This is a genomic window from Nocardioides baekrokdamisoli, from assembly GCF_003945325.1.
GTDB lineage: Bacteria > Actinomycetota > Actinomycetes > Propionibacteriales > Nocardioidaceae > Nocardioides > Nocardioides baekrokdamisoli.
The window spans coordinates 2,073,998-2,092,676 of the sequence record NZ_AP019307.1; the positions used below are offsets into that span (position 1 = coordinate 2,073,998).

At 67.0% G+C, this 18,679-nt stretch carries 18 protein-coding genes and 1 riboswitch; of the genes, 14 read left to right on the forward strand and 4 right to left on the reverse strand.

The features are described 5' to 3' along the window. Positions 1-80 precede the first annotated feature (80 nt). The 6 genes from KCTC_RS10130 to KCTC_RS10155 all read left to right on the forward strand — a co-directional run bounded on the left by KCTC_RS10130 (position 81) and on the right by KCTC_RS10155 (position 6,912). Positions 81-1,058: an enoyl-CoA hydratase/isomerase family protein gene (locus KCTC_RS10130; protein WP_125569157.1), complete on the forward strand. Its 978-nt coding sequence runs from the start codon at positions 81-83 to the stop codon at positions 1,056-1,058. After that, positions 1,055-1,954, forward strand: coding sequence for an alpha/beta hydrolase (locus KCTC_RS10135; protein WP_125569159.1), 900 nt, complete (start codon positions 1,055-1,057; stop codon positions 1,952-1,954). Before KCTC_RS10130 ends, KCTC_RS10135 begins: the two co-directional genes overlap by 4 nt. Then, entirely contained in the window at positions 1,951-3,417 is a 1,467-nt protein-coding gene (locus KCTC_RS10140) for a class I adenylate-forming enzyme family protein (RefSeq protein ID WP_197715174.1), read from the forward strand. The genes KCTC_RS10135 and KCTC_RS10140 overlap by 4 nt, the downstream gene beginning before the upstream one ends. Positions 3,418-3,448: 31 nt before the next feature. Continuing rightward, positions 3,449-4,192, forward strand: coding sequence for a hypothetical protein (locus KCTC_RS10145; protein ID WP_125569161.1), 744 nt, complete (start codon positions 3,449-3,451; stop codon positions 4,190-4,192). 584 nt (positions 4,193-4,776) lie between these two features. Then, entirely contained in the window at positions 4,777-6,261 is a 1,485-nt protein-coding gene (locus KCTC_RS10150) for an SdrD B-like domain-containing protein (protein ID WP_125569163.1), read from the forward strand. A gap of 18 nt (positions 6,262-6,279) precedes the next feature. After that, positions 6,280-6,912, forward strand: a complete 633-nt coding sequence (locus KCTC_RS10155; RefSeq protein WP_125569165.1) for a class F sortase — start codon at positions 6,280-6,282, stop codon at positions 6,910-6,912. Between the two features lie 51 nt (positions 6,913-6,963). On the opposite strand, the gene KCTC_RS10160 is transcribed toward KCTC_RS10155, so the two are convergent. Then, entirely contained in the window at positions 6,964-8,121 is a 1,158-nt protein-coding gene (locus KCTC_RS10160; protein ID WP_125569167.1) for a Fic family protein, read from the reverse strand. A 212-nt stretch (positions 8,122-8,333) separates the two neighbouring features. On the opposite strand from KCTC_RS10160, the gene KCTC_RS10165 reads away from it, so the two are divergent. Then, positions 8,334-9,341 (forward strand): lytic transglycosylase domain-containing protein, encoded by a 1,008-nt coding sequence (locus KCTC_RS10165; protein WP_125569168.1) that lies wholly within the window; start codon positions 8,334-8,336, stop codon positions 9,339-9,341. 57 nt (positions 9,342-9,398) lie between these two features. Here the strand turns inward: KCTC_RS10165 and KCTC_RS10170 are convergent, their stop codons facing one another. Both KCTC_RS10170 and mqo read right to left on the reverse strand, forming a co-directional pair. Beyond that, on the reverse strand, positions 9,399-9,698 hold the full coding sequence (locus tag KCTC_RS10170; protein WP_125569169.1) for a YciI family protein: 300 nt from the start codon (positions 9,696-9,698) through the stop codon (positions 9,399-9,401). Between the two features lie 109 nt (positions 9,699-9,807). Continuing rightward, a complete protein-coding gene (gene mqo / locus KCTC_RS10175) occupies positions 9,808-11,283 on the reverse strand; it encodes a malate dehydrogenase (quinone) (RefSeq protein ID WP_231998678.1) in 1,476 nt (491 codons plus the stop codon). Between the two features lie 205 nt (positions 11,284-11,488). Here mqo and KCTC_RS10180 point away from each other — a divergent pair, with 205 nt between their 5' ends. From KCTC_RS10180 to KCTC_RS10200, 5 genes are all read left to right on the forward strand, one after another. Continuing rightward, complete coding sequence (locus tag KCTC_RS10180) at positions 11,489-11,833, forward strand: hypothetical protein (protein ID WP_231998679.1); 345 nt, start codon at positions 11,489-11,491, stop codon at positions 11,831-11,833. Further along, entirely contained in the window at positions 11,830-12,270 is a 441-nt protein-coding gene (locus tag KCTC_RS10185) for a hypothetical protein (protein ID WP_125569170.1), read from the forward strand. Before KCTC_RS10180 ends, KCTC_RS10185 begins: the two co-directional genes overlap by 4 nt. A gap of 6 nt (positions 12,271-12,276) precedes the next feature. Then, a riboswitch (TPP riboswitch) is annotated at positions 12,277-12,385 on the forward strand. Continuing rightward, a complete protein-coding gene (locus KCTC_RS10190) occupies positions 12,378-13,448 on the forward strand; it encodes a thiamine ABC transporter substrate-binding protein (protein ID WP_125569171.1) in 1,071 nt (356 codons plus the stop codon). It overlaps the preceding riboswitch by 8 nt. A 101-nt stretch (positions 13,449-13,549) precedes the next feature. After that, positions 13,550-15,190 (forward strand): ABC transporter permease, encoded by a 1,641-nt coding sequence (locus KCTC_RS10195; protein ID WP_231998680.1) that lies wholly within the window; start codon positions 13,550-13,552, stop codon positions 15,188-15,190. After that, complete coding sequence (locus KCTC_RS10200) at positions 15,187-15,792, forward strand: ABC transporter ATP-binding protein (protein WP_231998681.1); 606 nt, start codon at positions 15,187-15,189, stop codon at positions 15,790-15,792. The genes KCTC_RS10195 and KCTC_RS10200 overlap by 4 nt, the downstream gene beginning before the upstream one ends. Positions 15,793-15,991: 199 nt before the next feature. Here the strand turns inward: KCTC_RS10200 and KCTC_RS10205 are convergent, their stop codons facing one another. Beyond that, on the reverse strand, positions 15,992-16,483 hold the full coding sequence (locus KCTC_RS10205; RefSeq protein ID WP_125569176.1) for an inorganic diphosphatase: 492 nt from the start codon (positions 16,481-16,483) through the stop codon (positions 15,992-15,994). Positions 16,484-16,641: 158 nt separating this feature from the next. Here KCTC_RS10205 and KCTC_RS10210 point away from each other — a divergent pair, with 158 nt between their 5' ends. Both KCTC_RS10210 and tilS read left to right on the forward strand, forming a co-directional pair. Beyond that, a complete protein-coding gene (locus KCTC_RS10210) occupies positions 16,642-17,676 on the forward strand; it encodes a zinc-dependent metalloprotease (RefSeq protein WP_125569177.1) in 1,035 nt (344 codons plus the stop codon). Next, positions 17,676-18,635, forward strand: coding sequence for a tRNA lysidine(34) synthetase TilS (tilS, locus tag KCTC_RS10215; RefSeq protein ID WP_125569178.1), 960 nt, complete (start codon positions 17,676-17,678; stop codon positions 18,633-18,635). Before KCTC_RS10210 ends, tilS begins: the two co-directional genes overlap by 1 nt. The last annotated feature ends 44 nt before the right edge of the window (positions 18,636-18,679 follow it).

Below are 18,679 nucleotides of genomic sequence, written 5' to 3' on the forward strand. Positions count from 1 at the left end.
CCTGAGAGCCTTGCACGATCACAATAACTTCGTTATCTTGGAACGGCAAGCAGCGCGACGCACGGCACAAGGGATTTCTCATGGCAGAAGAAGTACGCGGGAACATCGAGGTCGAAGACCGAGGAGCGGTGCTCCTGGCGCGCATCGACGGCGGCCCACTCGGCCTCTTCGGGAACGACATCGCCGAGCAGTTGGACGAGTTGGTCGATCGTGCGGATCGCGACCCGCGCATCCAGGCCGTGGTCTTCACGGGCACCCATCCCGGCCGGTTCGTCTCTCACGCCGAGGTCCGCTGGCTGCAGGAGGGCGGCGCCAAGGTTCCGTCAGTCGGGGTCAAAGGTGCCGGCGCGCTGGCACACGTGGCGCGCGGCGTGAATCGTGCCGGAGGGCTCAAGGGTGCCCTGGGGACGACGCCGTTGTGGCCGGCGGTGCAACTGGAGCGAGTTCACCAGACGTTCTTGAAGATGAACCGCAGCGGCGTGATCTTCATTGCGGCTATGAACGGATCAGCGCTCGGGCTCGGAGCGGAGTTCTGCTGGGCCAACGACCTCAGAGTCATGTCGCGGGGGGACTTCTTCATCGGACAGCCGGAGGTCCTCCTGGGCATCATGCCCGGCGGAGGCGGTACGCAACGACTGCCTCGTCTGGTTGGCAACCACCAGGCCCTGATTGCCATCCTTTCCGGGAAGCCCTTCACCCCTGAACAGGCGCTGGAAATCGGCGCCGTGGACGACGTGGTCGACCCGGATCAGGTGGTATTTCGCGCACTTGAACTCGCCGAGTACCTCGGTTCGAGGCCGAAGACGTCCAGGGCAGCTGTGAAGCGGGCCGTCTACTTCGGAGGCTCGGATGGGCTCGAGGACGGACTGCATGTGGAGCGTGCCGAGTTCCTGGCCACCGCGTTGTCCGACATCGGCCAGGAACTGATGCTCGACTACATGGCGAACACCGACGCCAGCGGTGAACTGCCGCTCTACCAGACCGGCGCGTACGAAGAAGTCCTCAGGACCGGCACCACACGTGGTGCCGGAGCGGCAACGAAGGCAGGCGTGCAATGACGGTCCACACGGTCACACGACACGACATCTCGTTCGACTCCAGTGGAGACACTTGTGCGGCCTGGCTCTTTCTGCCCGAAGGAGTCGAACGGCCGCCGGTGGTGATCCTGGGCCACGGGCTCGGTGCCACCCGCGAGATGCGGTTGGACGCCTTTGCGGAACGATTCGCGCAGGCCGGAATCGCCGCCATTGCGTTCACCTATCGCCACTTCGGTGACTCCACAGGCCAGCCGCGCCAGCTCCTCTCGATCAAGCGCCAGTTGGCCGACTGGGACGCAGCCATCGCCCACGTGAAGACCCGCGGTGACGTGGATGGCTCGCGGCTCGCGGTCTGGGGGAGCTCCTTCGGCGGGGGTCACGCCATCGTCGTAGCCTCGCGCCACCCGGAACTTCGCGCCGCTGTCTCGCAGTGCCCCTTCACCGATGGGCTTGCCTCCGCGCGCGCCCTCGGCCCGGTGGGCACGATGCGGCTGCTGCCCACAGTCGCGGCCGACGTCGCCGCCCAGGCGTTCGGCAGGGCCCCAGTCATGCTGACGCTCGCAGGCGCCCCGGGGCAGAAGGCCCTCATGACCGCCCCGGACGCACTCCCCGGATACCTCGCGCTGGTACCGGAGGGCACCACCTTCATCAACGAGGTTGCAGCCCGTGTCGCACCCACGATCACGTCGCACCGGCCCGGCAAGGCGGCCAAGCGCGTCAGGATGCCGATCCTCTTCTGCATTTGCGATCACGATTCCGTGACGCCGCCCGAGGAGACCCTGGCGTACGCGAAGACCGCCCCGAAAGGCGAGATCAAGCGGTACGACGCCGGGCACTTCGACATCTACCTCGGTTCAGCATTCGAAGCTGTCGTCGCGGACCAGACCGACTTCCTGGCCCGCCACCTGGAGGCATGACCGTGACCTTCTCGACGCTGATCGATCACCGGGCCGCGGGCGACCCAGCGGGCGCGGCCGTGGCCGACTCCGCACAGAGCCTGACCAACGCCGAACTCCTCGTGCGGGTCCGTGCTGCTGCCGCCCAACTGACCGAACTCGGGGTCCTGCCCGGCGACGTGGTGGCGCTCAAACTCGCGAATCGAGTCGAGTTCGTGGTGCTTCTCTTCGCTGCCTGGAGGATCGGCGCCACCGTGACGCCGGTCAACCCTGCCCTGACCGAGCCTGAGGTCCTCCGCCAGCTCGAGGACTCCGGTGCGAGGTTGCTCGTCGTCGAGGACGGCAGAGAAGGTGTCGGCGAGGTTCCGGTCATCTCGGTCTCCGACATCCAACGCGAAACCCCGACTTCCGACGCCCCGCCTGTCGTCGACCCGACTGCGCTCGCCCTGTTGATCTACACCTCCGGCACCACCGGCGTACCCAAGGGCGTCATGCTCGACCACGCCAACCTCGACGCGATGACGGCGATGGGTCGTGAGGCGCTCCAGTTCAGTGGGTCCGACCGGTGCCTGTTGATCCTCCCGCTCTTCCATGTGAACGGGATCGTGGTCAGCGTCCTCTCGCCCCTCCTGGTCGGAGGGAGCGTTGTCATCGCCGACAGGTTCAACCCGCAGTCCTTCTTCGATGCGATCGAGGAGCACCGTCCCACGTTCTTCTCCGCGGTGCCGACGATCTACAGCATGCTCGCGGCACTCCCGGACGAGGTGAAGCCCGACACCTCGTCCGTCCGGTTCGCTGTCTGTGGTGCCGCGCCCGCGTCGGCCGATCTGCTGAGCCGCTTCGAGCAGCGTTACGGCTTTCCTCTCGTGGAGGCGTACGGCCTGTCGGAGGGCACCTGCGGCTCCGCCACCAACCCGGTCGACGGGCTCAGGAAGCCCGGCACGGTCGGCCTGCCGTTCCCCGGACAGGAGATCAGGATCCTCGGCGTCGACGGCGACTCCCTTCCGCATGGTGCCGCCGGCGAGGTGGTCGTACGCGGCGCGAACGTCATGCGCGGCTACCTCGGACGCCCCGACGAGACGGCCGCCGTCATCAAGGACGGCTGGCTGCACACAGGCGATGTGGGTCGGTTGGATGAGGACGGCTACCTGACGATCGTCGGACGCTCGAAGGAGATGATCATCCGCGGTGGGGAGAACATCTATCCGAAGGAGATCGAGGACGTTCTCGCCCTCGACCCGACGGTCCTGGAAGTCGCTGTCGTCGGTGTGCCTGACGAGAAGTGGGGCGAGGTGGTCGTCGCGTACGTCCAGCCCCGCCCCGGGTCGACGGTCGACCTGGAATCCATCGCCGCCCTGTGTGAGCAGCGGCTCAGCGGCTACAAGCGGCCGTCGGCGGTCCATGTGCTCGAGACTCTCCCCAAGAGCGCCGTCGGGAAGCTCGACAAGTTGGCCCTGCGCACCGCTGCCCTCGTCGCGAACTGACCACTGTCCAGCCCACACCATCGGAGACTCCATGAGCACAGCTGACTTCGTCACGATCGACGCCTTCGACAAGCCGCCCAGCGGGCGGCTGCGGTGGCGCAAGAGTCTCCGCACGGTGGTGGAGTCCGGCATCCCGGGCCTGCGCGGAGCGAGCGTCAACTACACCAACAACGCCACGCACTCCTTGGTCCCCGCACTGGTCCCGGGCGGCAGCGCGTTGGTCGCCGCCTGGAATTCGCCCGAGGCGGCCGAGGCTGCGTTTCGGGGCCCGTTGCGGTCGGCGATCGACGGTGAACGTCGATTCAGTCTCGACGGCGAGGTCGTCCGCGTCCGCATCGACTCCGAGTCCGAACGCGATCATTGGCACGGCTGGACGCCTCGATCCGAAGGCGCGGAGCCGCTCGCCAAGGACGAGCCGATGGTCGCCATCGTGCACGGGATCCTGAGGCGCGGCGAACTGTTCACCTTCGTCCGCAACAACCTCCATGCCGCCAGCCGTGCGGCGCACCATCCCGGTCATCGCGGAAGCATCGACATCTCGTCGGATCTGCCGTTCGAACACACCTCCATCAGTCTGTGGAAGACGTACGCGCTCGCTCAAGACTTCGCCTACAAGCCCGGTGGCCACGCCTCAGGGATGAAGCACGCCCTGACGGCCAAGACGCACCGCGTCGGTGTCTTCATACAAGTCCGCCCTCTTGCCGCATCCGGCACTCTCGGGATCGAATCGTCGCCGTTCCCGGGCCTGCCTGCAGCGAATCGTGGTGGGATCTAGCCCGCGTCCCATTTCACACTGGCCCGCTGCCGCTGAGTCGTCGGGAGGCGCAGGTTCTCGGAGCGATGGAACGGCGTGGCGCGCGGCGGTGCGACCGTAGGCGTACGGCGAGGTTCCGTGTCTGCTGTCATTCTTGTCACCCCTCGGCTGCTGGAATTGCGCACTGAAAGTGATGCATGTCGTGTGCTGACAGGCGTGCAGTGCGCACCGATGCTCCCTCGTAATGAGCAGGTCGTCAGTTCGAATCGGACAGCCATTCTGTGCGGAGCACAGGTTTGCTCCGATCATGTGCGGATTTCGCAGGACGTACGCGATCGGTTCGCCGATGACGGCATGAGACAGAAGTCCAAGAATTCGTCGCGCGTGGGAAGTCGGTCTACGTCGAGGTCGGCCCCTCAGGCGTGGTCGAGCCGTTGGACGCGTAAGTCGCGGTGGGCCGGACGTAGCGAAGAGCGGGCCTTCTGCCATGTGACTGTCGGAACAAAAAACTCCGACGCCGGCGTCATCAATCGATCCTGTGCAACGTCTATGCCTGTTGCCTCTGATGGCTGGGCGACGCAGTCGTCATCGGAGAGGCACACATCATGAGCAGGCGCCGACAGAATTCGTCCGCACGTCGCAGGTCCCAGCGGATCCTCATCCCCGTGATGGCCCTTGTGGGCCCGCTTCTGGCGTCTGGGGCTGCGCAGGCGGCGACCTCGGGGTCCATTTCCGGTGCGGCATACATGGACCTCAACGGCACCATGAGCCGGGACGCGGCCGAGTCGGCGGTGCCGGGCCTGACTGTCAGGCTGTTGGATTCGAAGGGCGCCGCCGTTGCGTCGACGACCACCGGGGCGAACGGTTCGTACACGTTCTCGGGATTGACCGCCGGCTCGTACGTCGTGAACGTGGTGTGCACGGCGGCACTGTCCGACGCATATCCAGGATGCGGTTTCGCCTCGAGCGTCACGGCTGGCAACCAGATCACGACGAGTGGCAGTGACGGCGGGCAGAACGTCGGCTCGGCCAAGCCGATCTCCGTGGCTTCGGGTCAGACCGTGACCGGGATCGACGCGGCAGTTCAGCCCACCCGGGTGGTGTTCCAAGGCAGGTTGTGGAACGACTGGAACGGCAACCGGACCATCGACGCCGGCGAGCCCGGGCTTGCGAACGTTCCGGTGTATCTCGCCTGTGGCTACTACGACAACGTGTCATGCGCTTCCACTCGCACTGATGCGAGCGGCCACTACCGCTTCGACGTCTCGGCCACGGGCCTCCCGTTCTGGACGATCGTCGAGACCACGTATCCCGGCCCCCTCACGAACGAGCTGTTCGGGGGCGGAAATCTGATGGGCGGTCTCACTGATCCGAGTGGCGCCGTGCGCGGCAACTGGGCCGACATCAACGGTCTCAGCCCGGTCACCGCGAACTCCGGTTGCTACGTCACAGAGGCGGACCTCGTCGCCGATTGCAACGGCGGGGGCACGTTCGTTCCTGCGGGCGCGATCGAGACGGTCGACGGCGCCTACGCCTCGTCGATCGCGGGTACGGCCTGGTACGACCTCAACGCCGACAAGACCCGCCAGAGCGGGGAGCAGCGTGCGGCGGGTGTCACCGTCAAGCTGCATGACGCATCGGGCGCCGTGGTCGCCACGACCACCACCTCGGCCGATGGCACTTACACCTTCGCCGTGCAGCCGCCGGGTACGTACCGAGTGCAGGTCGTTGCTCCGCACGGATGGTCCTTCCCCGACAAGGGCGGCAACAACGATGTTGTCATCAAGGATCCATCGGCCACTCCGCAGACCGGGTCGGCCACCGTGACCGTGGTCGCTGGTCGGACGACGACGGGGATCGATGCGGGTCTGATCCGACCGGCTGCGGTGGTGACACCGACCAAGCACCCCGCTTCCCCGGTGACGCCCAGTTCAGCGAGCGGGAAGACCATCCGGATCGACGCCGGCGTCCCCGCCGCAGCGTCCTCGGACGCGACGAACGCCGATGTGTTGATGGCGTTGTACATGCTGGGTGGTGCGCTGGTTGTGGTCGGTGCGTACGGCCTGCGCAGACGTGCCTCGGCCAACTAGGCCCGTTCGAACCATCAGATGCGCCCCGTCAAACGCCGAGTCCGGGCAACGATCGCGGTGTCGATCGGTGTCGCCTTGCTTGTCCTTGCCGTCAGCCTCAGCTATGACGCGTACGGCGGCCACGGAACGCCGCCGAGACCTGCGCCGATGACAAGCGCCTCCGCCGGACAGTCATTGGCCGCATCTCTGGGTGGTCCGGAGCCTCGGTTGGCGGACGCCACTGTGGAGATCCCGAGCCTCCGGATCGGCGCACCGCTTGAGCCCATCGGGGACGTGAACGGGAACGTATCGGTGCCCGGCGACGCCAAGGTCGTCGGAATCTACGACGGCGGCTCGAGCCTCGACATCGACACCGGGACCACGGTCCTGGTTGGCCACGTCACCAACGGTTGGATCCGCGGCGCGTTCTTCACCCTTGCCACCGTCACCCCCGGCATGACCGTCTACACCCGGTCTGCTCAGGGGCTGCAAGAGCGCTGGACCGTGATCTCGGTGAATGCCTACCCGCGCGACGCCCTCCCGCAGTCGTTCTTCACCGTCAGTGGGCCTCGACGCCTCGCACTCGTCACCTGTGGAGGCTCGATCTCCTACCACGCGGGTGCCCGCAGCTACGCCGACAACATCGTCGTCCTGGCCACACCGGTCAGATGACTGGCAGGAGGGGCGATGGTCAGTCGGGCAGGCGACGGCTGACGATGCGGACTAAGGCAGTGCTCGCCTGATCTCGCCAGTGAGGGTCGGATACGGATCGGAGACGGGTTCTCGCCCCGCCCGCAGTTCAGTCTGGATCTGTCGGAGGGTGTCGCCTGCGACGTAGTGGCGCCCACGCCTTTCGCCGCGGGCTTCAAGAAGGCCAAGATTTGCCGCGTTGACCAGATCGCGGGTGCCCGTTCGCTCGTCGAGGTCCGTGAGTTTCAGGTAGGACGGGCGGGTGACACGTAGGCCGAGCATGGCGTCGAAGAGCGCGGCGCCGAGCCGTTCGTTCAGTCGGTGCTCGGAGAGGAGGTCGTCGATCCGTCGCCATTGGATGTCGGCTTCGTCGAAGCGTCGCCGCATGGTTTGCGCCTGCATATGGTGCGCCCGGAGATTGAACTTGACCCACAATGTGGCGTCGTTCTCGGGATTCCAGCTGCCCTGGCCGGTCGCGGCAAGGACGTCGTAGTAGTCCTGCGTATTACTGCCGAGCCACTCCTCGATGCTCGAAAAGGTCGGCTCCACCACATGGTCCTGTGCGAGCACCATCGTCTGTAGGGCGCGAGCCATACGCCCGTTGCCGTCGCGGAAGGGGTGGATCATCACGAGGTTCAGATGTGCCATGGCGCCGCGTACGAGTGGATCATCGGCGGTCGGGGTGGACAGTGATGCAGACAGGGCCTGCATCAGATCGGGTACGAGGTCGCCGTCGGGGCCGGCGTACACATTGACCTCGCGTTTGTCGTCGCGGACGAAGATCTCCTTGGTGCGGTAGCGTCCCGGAGCCTTCGACAATTCATGGTCGAGCAACATGAAGTGCATCGATCGCAGGACGACGTCGTCGATCACGAAGCCCGGCTCGGTTGCCACGTTCAGTACGTAGGTGAGCACGCGTCGGTAGGCGAGAATCTCGAGCCAGGTGGCCTCATCGGCGCTGAGGGGTGGTTCGTCATCGACTGCAGCGACAGCGTCCTCCTCGCTGATCGTGTAGCCCTCGATCGTGTTGGATCCCTGGATTGCCCGGGCCGTCGACGTACGCCGCAACACTCCGTTCCAGCGCTTGGGCGCGCGCAGGTAGTCCGCGAGCGAAGCGCGAACGGCGTGGATCTCGCCGATGACCTGTTGGTCCTCGAGATCTGGGTCCGGGGTGCTGTACAGGTTTGTCATGTCCTTATGTCCTTTATTAACTGACAAGAGTACGAGTATCGATGTCCCTTTGTCACTTAATAAGAGACACGATTGATGAAATATGCCTCCCCGTCACATCCGCCTTTTGAGTTCCTTCCCACCTCATGGCACCGTGACGTGGGACACAATGTCCTCGTTGGACACCGTGGGCCTGCCGTACAGCCGGTCCGGTCCCGGGTGGAGGGGAAGTCTTGAAGTTCTTGTCGCGACGCAGGGTCGCCGTGCTGTGCATTGCAGTCGCGCTCGTCGCCGCCTGCAGCACGACGTACGCCCTGGGCGTCGGCATGTTCGAGCGGGCGACCGTCATTGTGCCGCCGCAGCCGATGGCCGCTGCGACGGTCCTGCCGGCTCCGATCAAGGTGACCCAGCCGCCGGCGACCGTCTCCAAGCCGGTCAACGTGGACCGGATCCTGACGGAAGCCAGCAGCCTGACTCCGTCGGGCATTCCGAAGGCCGCACTCGACGCCTACAAGAACGCGACCCGATGGGCCAACGGCCAGGGCTGCCAGATGCCGTGGCAGATCCTCGCCGGGATCGGCCTGATCGAGTCCAACCACGGGCGCGCCCAGCACAACACGCTCACGGTGCAGGGCATCTCGATGCCGGGCATCTTCGGTCCGGCGTTGAACGGTCAGAACGGTTTTGCGCTGATCCGCGACGACAACGGTGACTTCGCGCGCGCTGAGGGCCCGATGCAGTTCATCCCCTCGACATGGGCAGTCGTGGCGCGCTCGGCGACCGGCAAGACGCCGAATCCCCAGAACATCAACGACGCTGCCCTGTCCGCAGCGGCATATCTGTGCCACGGCGGGCGCAACCTGTCGACCTCCGGCGGCGTTCTCTCGGCGATCTTCAGCTACAACCACAGCAACAACTACGTGAACGCGGTTCTGGCCGTGATGCGCGCGTACGGCGACTCGAACGTCCCGGCCCCGCTGCCTCCGGATCCGTCGGCTTCCGCCTCGGCGAGCCCGTCGGCATCGGCCAGCGGGGCAGCCACGGCGGCGGCGAAGCCGACCAAGAGCACGGCGCCTACCGGCACCAAGGGAACCGCAGGTGGGACCACCAAGCCGACCGGTGGCACGTCGGGTACGCCCCAGCCGACCGGTACCCCGACACCGACCCATTCGCCGACGCCCTCGCCAACACCCACGCCGAAGCCGACGTGCAATGTCGTGCTGGGGATCCGGCTCTGCTGAGCCGGACATGACACAGCGGCCCGGGACGCGCGAGCATCCCGAGCCGCTGCTCGCTGCTCAAGCGCCGGGAATCGCCAGGAACTCGTAGGTGTCGATGGTGCCGCCCTGGGCAACGTGCGGGTGGCCCTCGAGCAGCGTCGCGAGTGCGGCGGAGTCGGCAGCCTCGAGGATCGAGTAGCCGCCGATCGTCGAGTCTGCAGTGGCAACCGCGGCCACGGGTGAGCCGAAGTCGACGATGGCCGGACCGGCCTTGCCGCCCCAACTCATCCACGCTTCGTTGGTGGCTTCCATCTGCTCGGGCGTGAGCTCCGGCATCGGCTCGCCGGTGGTCTTGTAGACCAGAAGATATTTCGCCATAGGTGGCTCCTCAGATGTGATCGACGCCCAGTACGTCGATGCTGAAAAACCTAGGGGCACCCACCGACAAAATCAGTGGGTGCCCCAGAAGTTCATCGAGATCTCAGGATCAACCCAGAGGCTGCGGCTCCGCGATCTTGAGGGCCTTCGCCGTACGCGCGAGCGCCTCCAGCGTCGACGTCTCGTCGGTCCAGTCCGTACGCCCGTAGCCCGGCGCCAGTTCAGCGATCTTGCTGCCCCAGGCCTCCCAACGCTGCGGGAAGCAGCGCTTGATCAGGTCGAGCATGATCGGCGCGGCCGTCGATGCGCCCGGCGATGCGCCGAGAAGGCCGCCGATGGAACCGTCGGAGTGCGTGATGACCTCGGTGCCGAACTGCAGGTCACCGTTCGGACGGATCACCTGCACCCGCTGCCCTGCCGTGATCTTCTCCCAGTCCGATTCCTTGGCGTCGGGGAAGAGGTCGAGCAGGTCGGTGAACTTGCGGCCTGAAGAGGAGAGCACCTGAGTGATCAGGTACCAGGTGAGCGGAACGTTGTGCGTACCCGTCTTCGCCATCGGGAACAGGTTGTGACCCTTGATCGAACCGAACAGGTCGAGGAAGGAACCCTGCTTGAGGAACTTCGGAGTCCACCCGGCGTACGGCCCGAACATCAGGTACGACTTGCCGTCGACGACGCGGGTGTCCAGGTGCGGCACCGACATCGGCGGGGCGCCAACTGCGGCTTTGCCGTACACCTTGGCCTGGTGCTGGGCGACGATCTCCGGTTTGTCGGTGCGCAGGAACTCACCCGACACCGGGAAGCCACCGAAGCCCTTGATCTCGGGGATGCCGGCCTTCTGCAGCAGCGGAAGCGCGTACCCGCCGGCGCCGACGAACACGAAGTCGGCGGTGTAGTGGAACGGCTTGCCGTCCTGCTTGCCCATGACGTGCCACAGGCCGTCGTTGGTCCGGTGCAGATCCTTGACCGCTGCCCGGTAGTCGACGGTCGCACCCTTGGCGATCATCGTGTCGGCCAGGATGTTGGTGAGCGCACCGAAGTCCACATCCGTACCGGCATCGGTGAAGGTGGCGGCGATCGGCTCGCCGGGCTTGCGGCCCTCGAGCAACAGGGGGGCCCATCTGCGGATGACCTCCGGGTCATCGCTGAACTTCATCCCGGAGAAGAGCGGGTGCTTGCTCAGCGCCTCCCAGCGGGCCTTGAGGTACGCGACGTTGTCGGCACCCCAGACGAACGAGAGATGCGGGGTCGTACGCACGAAGGCCGCCGGGTCCGGAATGCGACCGTTCTCGACGAGGTACGCCCACACCTGACGGGTGACCTGGAACTGCTCGTTGACCACGATCGCCTTGGAGATGTCGACGCTGCCGTCGGCGTTCTGAGGCGTGTAGTTGAGCTCGCACAGCGCCGAGTGACCGGTGCCGGCGTTGTTCCAGGGGCCCGAGGATTCCTCGGCCAGGGCGTCGAGGCGCTCGAGCATCTTGATGCTCCAGGTCGGCTCGAGCTCCTGAAGGATGACGCCGAGCGTCGCGCTCATGATGCCGCCGCCGACAAGTACGACGTCGAGATGCTGATCGATGTCCACGGGGTCATTTAACTCGTCCCGCGTCCGGGTGGGCGACTCGGCGCCCGATTTCGGGCAGTCAGCGCCAGTCGGAAAAAGAATTCTCGGTTTCGCGTCACGCCTTCAGGCCTGCGCCGTCCCACTCATATAAGCGGGGTCGTCCACCGGTGGGGGGTGGATGACCCCGCTTGTCTTGTTCCGGCGGCGGGTCAGGGAGGATGGCGCCGTGGCACTCCTTGAACTCGTCGCCTGGATCGTCGGCGCGTACGGCGTCTTCGTGGCGGGCGCGGGGGCGTTGGCGGTGTGGCGCAAACTCGAGCGGCCCCGCGCGGTGGACCAGTTCGCCTGGATGCTGACCTTCCTCGCGTTCGTCCTCGCGCTGCTGTCCCTCGGTCGCCTCGGACCGCATCCGTCCTCGACCCACATCGGGTACCTCGGCGCCTCCGTCGTGGTGATGCCGTTCGCGATCGTCACTGTGCGCCAGGACCGCTCGCCGTGGAGCTCGGGAGTGATCGCCGTCTGTGCGCTCGCAACTGCCGTCGTGGCCTGGCGCGTCATCGTGACCGCATGAGTAACGTCACACCGGTCAAGTCCGGTCCGCATCTGGTCCTGGTGGCGCTCTACGGCCTCTTCATCCTCGCCGCTGGGGCGCGTTCAGCGGTCCAGATCAGCACCAAGTTCCACACCGCGCCGCTGGCGTACGTCCTCTCTGCCGTTGCTGCCTGCACCTATGTCGTAGGGCTGATCGCGATCCGCCGCGCTGCGGCCGGAAAGCCCGGGATGGCTCGGGTGACCCTCTGGCTCGAGCTCGGTGGGGTGGTCGTCATCGGCACGCTGAGTTGGATCCACCGGTCGTGGTTCCCGGACGCGACCGTCTGGTCCGACTACGGCGGACCGTTCAAGATGCCTGACGGCAGTTGGAACGCCGGGTACGCCTTCGTCCCGGCCGTGCTGCCCCTGCTCGGCATCTGGTGGCTGCGTCATCAGTCCCGACGGGCTGGGGCATAGACTCCTCGGGTCCGACAGGGGAGCCCCGTACCAAGGGGGCTGAGAGTGCCGAAGAGGCAGACCCTAAGAACCTGCTCCGGTTAGTACCGGCGAAGGGAGTTCGCGTCATGCGGCTTTTCACTCACACCCGTCCCATCCTCACGACGGCCGTCCTCGGCCTGGCCACCACAGCGCTCGCCGCTTGCGGATCGTCGTCACCCACCACGGTTCCGCCAGCGAAGATCAAGAGCGTCGTCCTGGTCACCCACGACTCGTGGGTCATGCCCAAGGCCGTCCTGGCCGACTTCACCAAGAAGACCGGGTACGTCGTGACGGTCCGGGCAAGCGGTGACGCCGGTCTGCTGACCAACAAGCTGATCCTCAGTGCCGGCAACCCGGACGGCGACGTGTCGTTCGGCGTCGACAACACCCTCGGCAGCCGCGCCCTGAGCAACAACGTGTTCGCGGCGTACACGCCGTCGTCGATCCCGGCGGGAGTCGCTGCGTACAACCTCGCCGGCGACAACGGCTCGCACCTCACCCCGGTCGACCACAGCGCCGTCTGTGTCGATGTGGACCTCGACTGGTTCAAGGCACACAAGCTCGCCGTGCCGACCGGCCTCGACGACCTCATCAAGCCCGCGTACAAGAACCTGCTGGTGACCGAGAGCGCGGCCGCGAGTTCGCCCGGTACGGCGTTCCTGCTGGCGACGATCGCCGCCAAGGGCACCGGCTGGCAGGACTACTGGAAGGCGCTGTTGGCCAACGGCACGCAGGTCGCAGCTGACTGGACCGCGGCGTACGAGGGTGGCTTCACCCAGGGCGGCGGCAAGGGCACGCGTCCGATCGTCGTCTCCTACAACTCCGACCCGGCCGCTGCGGTCTCCAACGGCCAGACCTCGATCGGGGTCGTGAAGAGCACCTGCTTCGGACAGGTCGAGTACGCAGGGGTCCTCGCGGGCGCCAAGAACGCCCCCGGCGCGCAGGCGTTCATCGACTTCCTGCTCACCCCTGAGGTGCAGAAGGAACTCCCGGGTTCGATGTATGTCTTCCCGGTCGTGGACGGTGTCGCGCTGCCTTCGGACTGGACGAAGTTCGCGTACCAACCGACCCAGACGCTGACCGTGCCTGCGGCCGATATCGCCGCGAACCGCGATCAGTGGCTCCAGACCTGGAACGACATCGTCTCGACCCACTGATGGTGCGTCGGCGGCGTCACTCTTCGGTCGCGGGCCCTCAAGGCCCGCTTCCCTCCGGTTCCGTGCCGCCGCACGCATCAGTGGGCCGAGATCGACACCCGTTGGCGCTGATTGTCGCGCTCGCGGCGGTCCCGGTGGTCGTCGTCGCGGTCTTCTTCCTGCTCCCGGTGAGCGGGATGGTTGACCGCGGCCTGCGCCCGGGTGGGCACTGGGATCTTGACGCCGCCTTCGCCGTGCTCGGTCGACCGTCGGTCCGCAGCGCCATCTGGCTGACGGTGTGGACGTCGGCGACCGGGACCGCGATCAGCGTCCTGCTCGGGCTTCCCGCCGCGTACGGGCTCCACCGCCTGTCGTGGCCGGGGCGCCGACTCGTCCGTGCTCTGCTGATGATCCCGTTCGTACTCCCCACCGTCGTGGTCGGGATCGCCTTCCAGGAGCTGCTCGGCGAGGGCGGCCTGCTCGCCGGCCTGGGGTGGATGCACACCGGCTGGGCGATCATTCTCGGACTGGTCTTCTTCAACGTCGCCGTGGTGATCCGCGCGGTCGGTGCCAGCTGGGAGTCGATGGACGGCCGCCCGGCAGAGGCCGCGGCCTCGCTCGGGGCATCGCCGTGGCGGGTGTTCCGCACGGTCACGTGGCCGATGTTGCGCCCGTCGGTGATCGGCGCAGCGACGGTCGTGTTCCTGTTCTGCGCGACGGCGTTCGGTGTCGTCCTGATCCTCGGAGGGGTGAGGTACGCGAGCGTGGAGACGGAGATCTATCTGCTCACCGCCCAGTTCCTCGATCTCCGTGGAGCCGCCGCCCTGAGCCTGGTGCAGCTCGTCGTGGTCGTCCTCCTGCTCGTCGTCGCGGGAGTGTCCCGGCGGGTGGCAGACCCGACGGTGGTACGGGTGCCGGCACGTCCGATGCCTTTGCGGTGGATCGCTCGGCGCAGCCCGGGCGCGGTGGCCTTGTCGGTGCTGTCGTTCGCCGTCGTGACAGCGCTCATCGCTCTGCCGATGGGCACGATGCTGGTGCAGTCGCTCCGCGTCGACGGGCAGTGGTCACTGGCGAACTACCGAGCCTTCAGTCAGCCGAATCCGATCCTCGGGGTCTCCGGCTGGGATGCGCTGCTCACCTCGCTCCGGTACGCGGGGATCGCCTGCATGATGGCGCTCTCCCTGGGGCTGACCATCGCGGTGGCGGTGACGCGGCCAGCTCACTCCCGACTCGAACGCGGCCTCAGGTCCGGCATCGACGCCCTGGTGATGCTGCCGCTCGGGGTCTCGGCGGTGACGTTGGGCTTCGGTTTCCTGATCACCCTCGACAAGCCCCCGGTCGACTTCCGCGATGCCTCGTGGTTGGTGCCGCTGGCCCAGGCGCTGGTCGCGTTGCCGCTGGTCGTACGCACCATCGTGCCCGGGTTGCTGGGCATCGACGACCGTCAACGACAGGCCGCGGCGACACTCGGCGCTGGCCCGTGGCGTCGGTTCTGGACCGTGGATGCGGCTGTCACCTGGCGGCCGTTGGTGGCCGGCGCGGGTTTCGCGTTCGCCGCGTCGATGGGGGAGTTCGGCGCGACGTCGTTTCTGGCGCGGCCGTCGTCACCGACGCTGCCGGTCGTGATCTTCCATCTGCTGGGCCACCCGGGGACCTTGAACCTCGGGACCGCGCTTGCCGGCTCGGTGGTGTTGGCCCTGATCGCCGCGGCCGTGATGGCTCTAGTGGATCTCGTACGTGTGCCGTGGTTGGGGGCGTTGTGACTCTTCAGGTGTCGGACCTGCGGGTGATGTATGAGAAGTCGGTCGTCCTCGACTCCCTCGACATCGCCGTCGAGCAGGGCGAGATCGTCGCCGTACTCGGCCCGTCCGGAATCGGGAAGTCCACCTTGTTGCGAGCCATCGCCGGGCTCGAGCCGTACACCGGCGTCATCTCGTGGGACGGATCCGACCTCGGGTCCGTGCCGGCTCACAAGCGCGGGTTCGCGCTGATGTTCCAGGACGGGCAGCTCTTCAGCCACCTGACGGTCGAGCGCAACGTCGGGTACGCGATCCCGCGCGGACGTACGCGCCGCGACCAGGTGGCGCAGTTGTTGTCGTTGGTCGGCCTTGCCGGCTTCGAACGCCGCCTCCCGCGGACACTCTCGGGCGGAGAGAAGCAGCGGGTGGCGCTGGCTCGCGCGCTTGCGGCGCGGCCACGGTTGTTGCTTCTCGACGAGCCGCTGTCCTCGCTGGATCGCGAACTGCGCGACCGGCTTGCCGCCGATCTGGCACGAATCCTGCGCGAGACCGGTACCGCGGCGATCCTCGTCACCCACGACGAATCAGAAGCCAGCACCATCGCCGACCGCCTCATCCGCCTCTGACGTTCGGACGGCGTCTCTTCCGCGTTGCACCTCAGTCGCGGGATCGGTCGGCCCGCTTCCTTCGAGCGCCCTGAGGCCGCGCGCGTCCAAACGCCAGAGGAACCCTCTGAGAAACGCCGAAACCCGGCGTATGTCAGTCGAAACCCGACACATGCCGGGTCTCGCGTGACATACGCCGGGTTTCGGCGGACTCACTGACTCAGTGAGCGGTGTTCTTGAACCGCTCGATCGAGGCCTCGATCTCCTTGACCGCGGCGTCGCGGCCGACCCAGTCGGAGCCCTTGACGTGCTTGCCCGGCTCCAGGTCCTTGTAACGCTCGAAGAAGTGCTTGACCTCGGCGAGGATGTCCGCCGGGACGTCCGCCAGATCCTGGATGTGGTCGAAGCGCGGGTCGGTCGGGACGCAGAGGACCTTCTCGTCCTGGCCCTTCTCGTCCTCCATGACGTACATGGCGACCGGACGGGACTCGACCAAGATGCCGGGGTGGATCGGGTACTGGGTGATCACCAGCGCGTCGAGCGGGTCGCCGTCACCGCCGAGGGTGTCCTCGATGTAGCCGTAGTCGGTCGGGTAGACCATCGACGTGAAGAGGACACGGTCCAGGCGCAGACGGCCGCTCTCGTGGTCGACCTCGTACTTGTTGCGCGATCCCTTGGGGACCTCGATCAGGACGTCGAATTCGAGCGACACACGTGCCTCCAGGCGTACGGCCGGCGCTGAAGGACCGGCATAAATAACGGAACTGCGCGTACGGGCTCGCCCCGACGCACCGGGCAACGATACCGAGTTTCCCGCGGTGCCCCGTGGTCGACGGAGGAACTCTTCGCACAGGTGGGTAGGTTCGACCCGTGGCCACCGACGAATCCACTTCCGCGATCGACTGGGAGTTCGCCGCGTCCGTCGGCGGACGGCTTGCCGGTACCGGGCCGATCCTGCCTCCCGATGAGGCGGCCGAGACGGTCGCCGAGCTCCGCGAGGACGCCGCCATTGCCACCGGGCACGTACGGAATTTCACCCACCTCGTCGCCCCGTACGACGTTGCTCCGGTGCTCGTCGTGGATCGGCAGCGCTGGGTCAGGGCGAACGCCCAGTCGTTCCAGAGCCTGATGCAGCCAGTCGTGGACAAGGCCCTCGGGTCCCGCCCGTCGCCCGCGCTCGTCAAGGCCGCCGGTGCGAAGGTCACCGGTGCCGAACTGGGCGGCATCCTCGGCTTCCTGTCGAGCAAGGTGCTCGGCCAGTTCGACCCGTTCCACGGCGAGGCCGGGCGGCTGCTGCTGGTGGCGCCGAATGTCGTCCACATCGAACGTGAACTCGAGGTCGACCCGCGCGACTTCCGGCTCTGGGTCTGCCTCCACGAGGAGACCCATCGCGTCCAGTTCACCGCGAATCCCTGGCTCGCGGCCCACCTCAAAGCCGAGATCGCGAACCTCACCGGCACCCTCGACATGGCCACGATCCTCGACGAGGGCTTCGGGAGGATCGTCGAAGCCTTCAAGCCCGGCGGCCCGACGCTGATGGAGGTCCTCAGCACGCCGGAGCAGCGCGAGGTCATCGATCGCATCACCGGAGTGATGAGCCTGCTCGAGGGCCATGCGGACGTGGTGATGGACGGCGTCGGCCCGGCAGTCATACCGAGCGTCGATCACATCCGCACGGCTTTCACGGGTCGCCGCAAGGGCGTGGGCGTGCTCGACAGACTCATCCGCCGCCTCATGGGCATGGACGCGAAGATGGCTCAGTACCGAGACGGTGCCGCCTTCGTGCGTACCGTCGTCGACAAGGTCGGGATGGACGACTTCAACGCGATCTGGACCGGGCCGGACACCTTGCCGAGCAAGGCCGAGATCTTCGACCCGGAAACCTGGGTCAAGCGGGTGCTCTGATGGCCCTCGATCCGGCGGTCGCCGCGGTCCGGCTCGGCGTACGCGCCGCGCTCGCCGATCTGGAGGCCGGTGCGACGGTGCTGGTCGCCTGTTCAGGGGGCGCGGATTCACTCGCTCTCGCGGCGGCGACCGTGTTCGAAGCCCGGGCGCGAGAACTCAGGGTTGTTGGTGTGACCGTCGATCACGGCCTCCAGGAAGGCTCGCACCAGCAGGCCGAACGTGTGGTCGCCCAACTCGAACTCCTCGGCGCGGACGAGACCGCCACGGCCCGGGTGCACGTCGAAGCGGCCGACCTCGGCCCGGAGGCCGCCGCGCGCGAGGCGCGGTATGCCGTCCTCGGCCAGATGGCGGAGAGCTTCAGCGCCGCCGCAGTCCTGCTCGGGCACACCCGGGACGACCAGGCCGAGACCGTCCTCCTCGGGTTGGCGCGGGGGAGCGGCGGACGGTCGATCGCCGGCATGCGGCGTGCGTACGACCTGTATCGCCGGCCCCTGCTGGACGTCACCCGCGCCCAGACCCGCGCCGCCTGCGAGGCCGAGGGTCTGCAACCGTGGGACGACCCGCACAACAGCGATCCGGGCTACGCCCGGGTCCGCGTACGCGAGCGCGTCCTGCCGGTCCTGGAAACCGAACTCGGCCCGGGAGTGGGCGCCGCGCTTGCCCGCACCGCCGACTTGCTGCGCGAGGACATGGAGTTCCTCGACGCGCTGACCGATGAGGCCTGGACCGGGTCACTCGAGGTCGCCGTGCTGGCCGCCTCACCGAGGCCGATCCGCACGCGGCTGATCCGGAGGGCGGCGTTGGAGGCCGGCGTCCCCAGCGATCGCCTGACCGCGACCCACATCGCCGAGATCGAGGCCCTGGTGACGCAGTGGCGAGGCCAGGTGGGCGTGGATGTGCCCGGCTCGATCCGGGTCGTACGCCGCGAAGGAGCAATCGAGTTCGTCTCGTGCGCATGAGCGCGCGCTCTGACACCCGCTGGTGCGCACGAGGTGGCAGCATC

Bases quoted from the DNA above. Each gene is read 5' to 3' on its own strand.
- KCTC_RS10145 (WP_125569161.1), top strand. From the start codon at position 3,449: ATGAGCACAGCTGACTTCGTCACGATCGACGCCTTCGACAAGCCGCCC.
- KCTC_RS10135 (WP_125569159.1), top strand. From the start codon at position 1,055: ATGACGGTCCACACGGTCACACGACACGACATCTCGTTCGACTCCAGT.
- KCTC_RS10140 (WP_197715174.1), top strand. From the start codon at position 1,951: ATGACCGTGACCTTCTCGACGCTGATCGATCACCGGGCCGCGGGCGAC.
- KCTC_RS10185 (WP_125569170.1), top strand. From the start codon at position 11,830: ATGAGTAACGTCACACCGGTCAAGTCCGGTCCGCATCTGGTCCTGGTG.
- KCTC_RS10130 (WP_125569157.1), top strand. From the start codon at position 81: ATGGCAGAAGAAGTACGCGGGAACATCGAGGTCGAAGACCGAGGAGCG.
- KCTC_RS10150 (WP_125569163.1), top strand. From the start codon at position 4,777: ATGAGCAGGCGCCGACAGAATTCGTCCGCACGTCGCAGGTCCCAGCGG.
- KCTC_RS10170 (WP_125569169.1), bottom strand. From the start codon at position 9,698: ATGGCGAAATATCTTCTGGTCTACAAGACCACCGGCGAGCCGATGCCG.
- KCTC_RS10160 (WP_125569167.1), bottom strand. From the start codon at position 8,121: ATGACAAACCTGTACAGCACCCCGGACCCAGATCTCGAGGACCAACAG.
- tilS (WP_125569178.1), top strand. From the start codon at position 17,676: ATGGCCCTCGATCCGGCGGTCGCCGCGGTCCGGCTCGGCGTACGCGCC.
- KCTC_RS10190 (WP_125569171.1), top strand. From the start codon at position 12,378: ATGCGGCTTTTCACTCACACCCGTCCCATCCTCACGACGGCCGTCCTC.
- KCTC_RS10155 (WP_125569165.1), top strand. From the start codon at position 6,280: ATGCGCCCCGTCAAACGCCGAGTCCGGGCAACGATCGCGGTGTCGATC.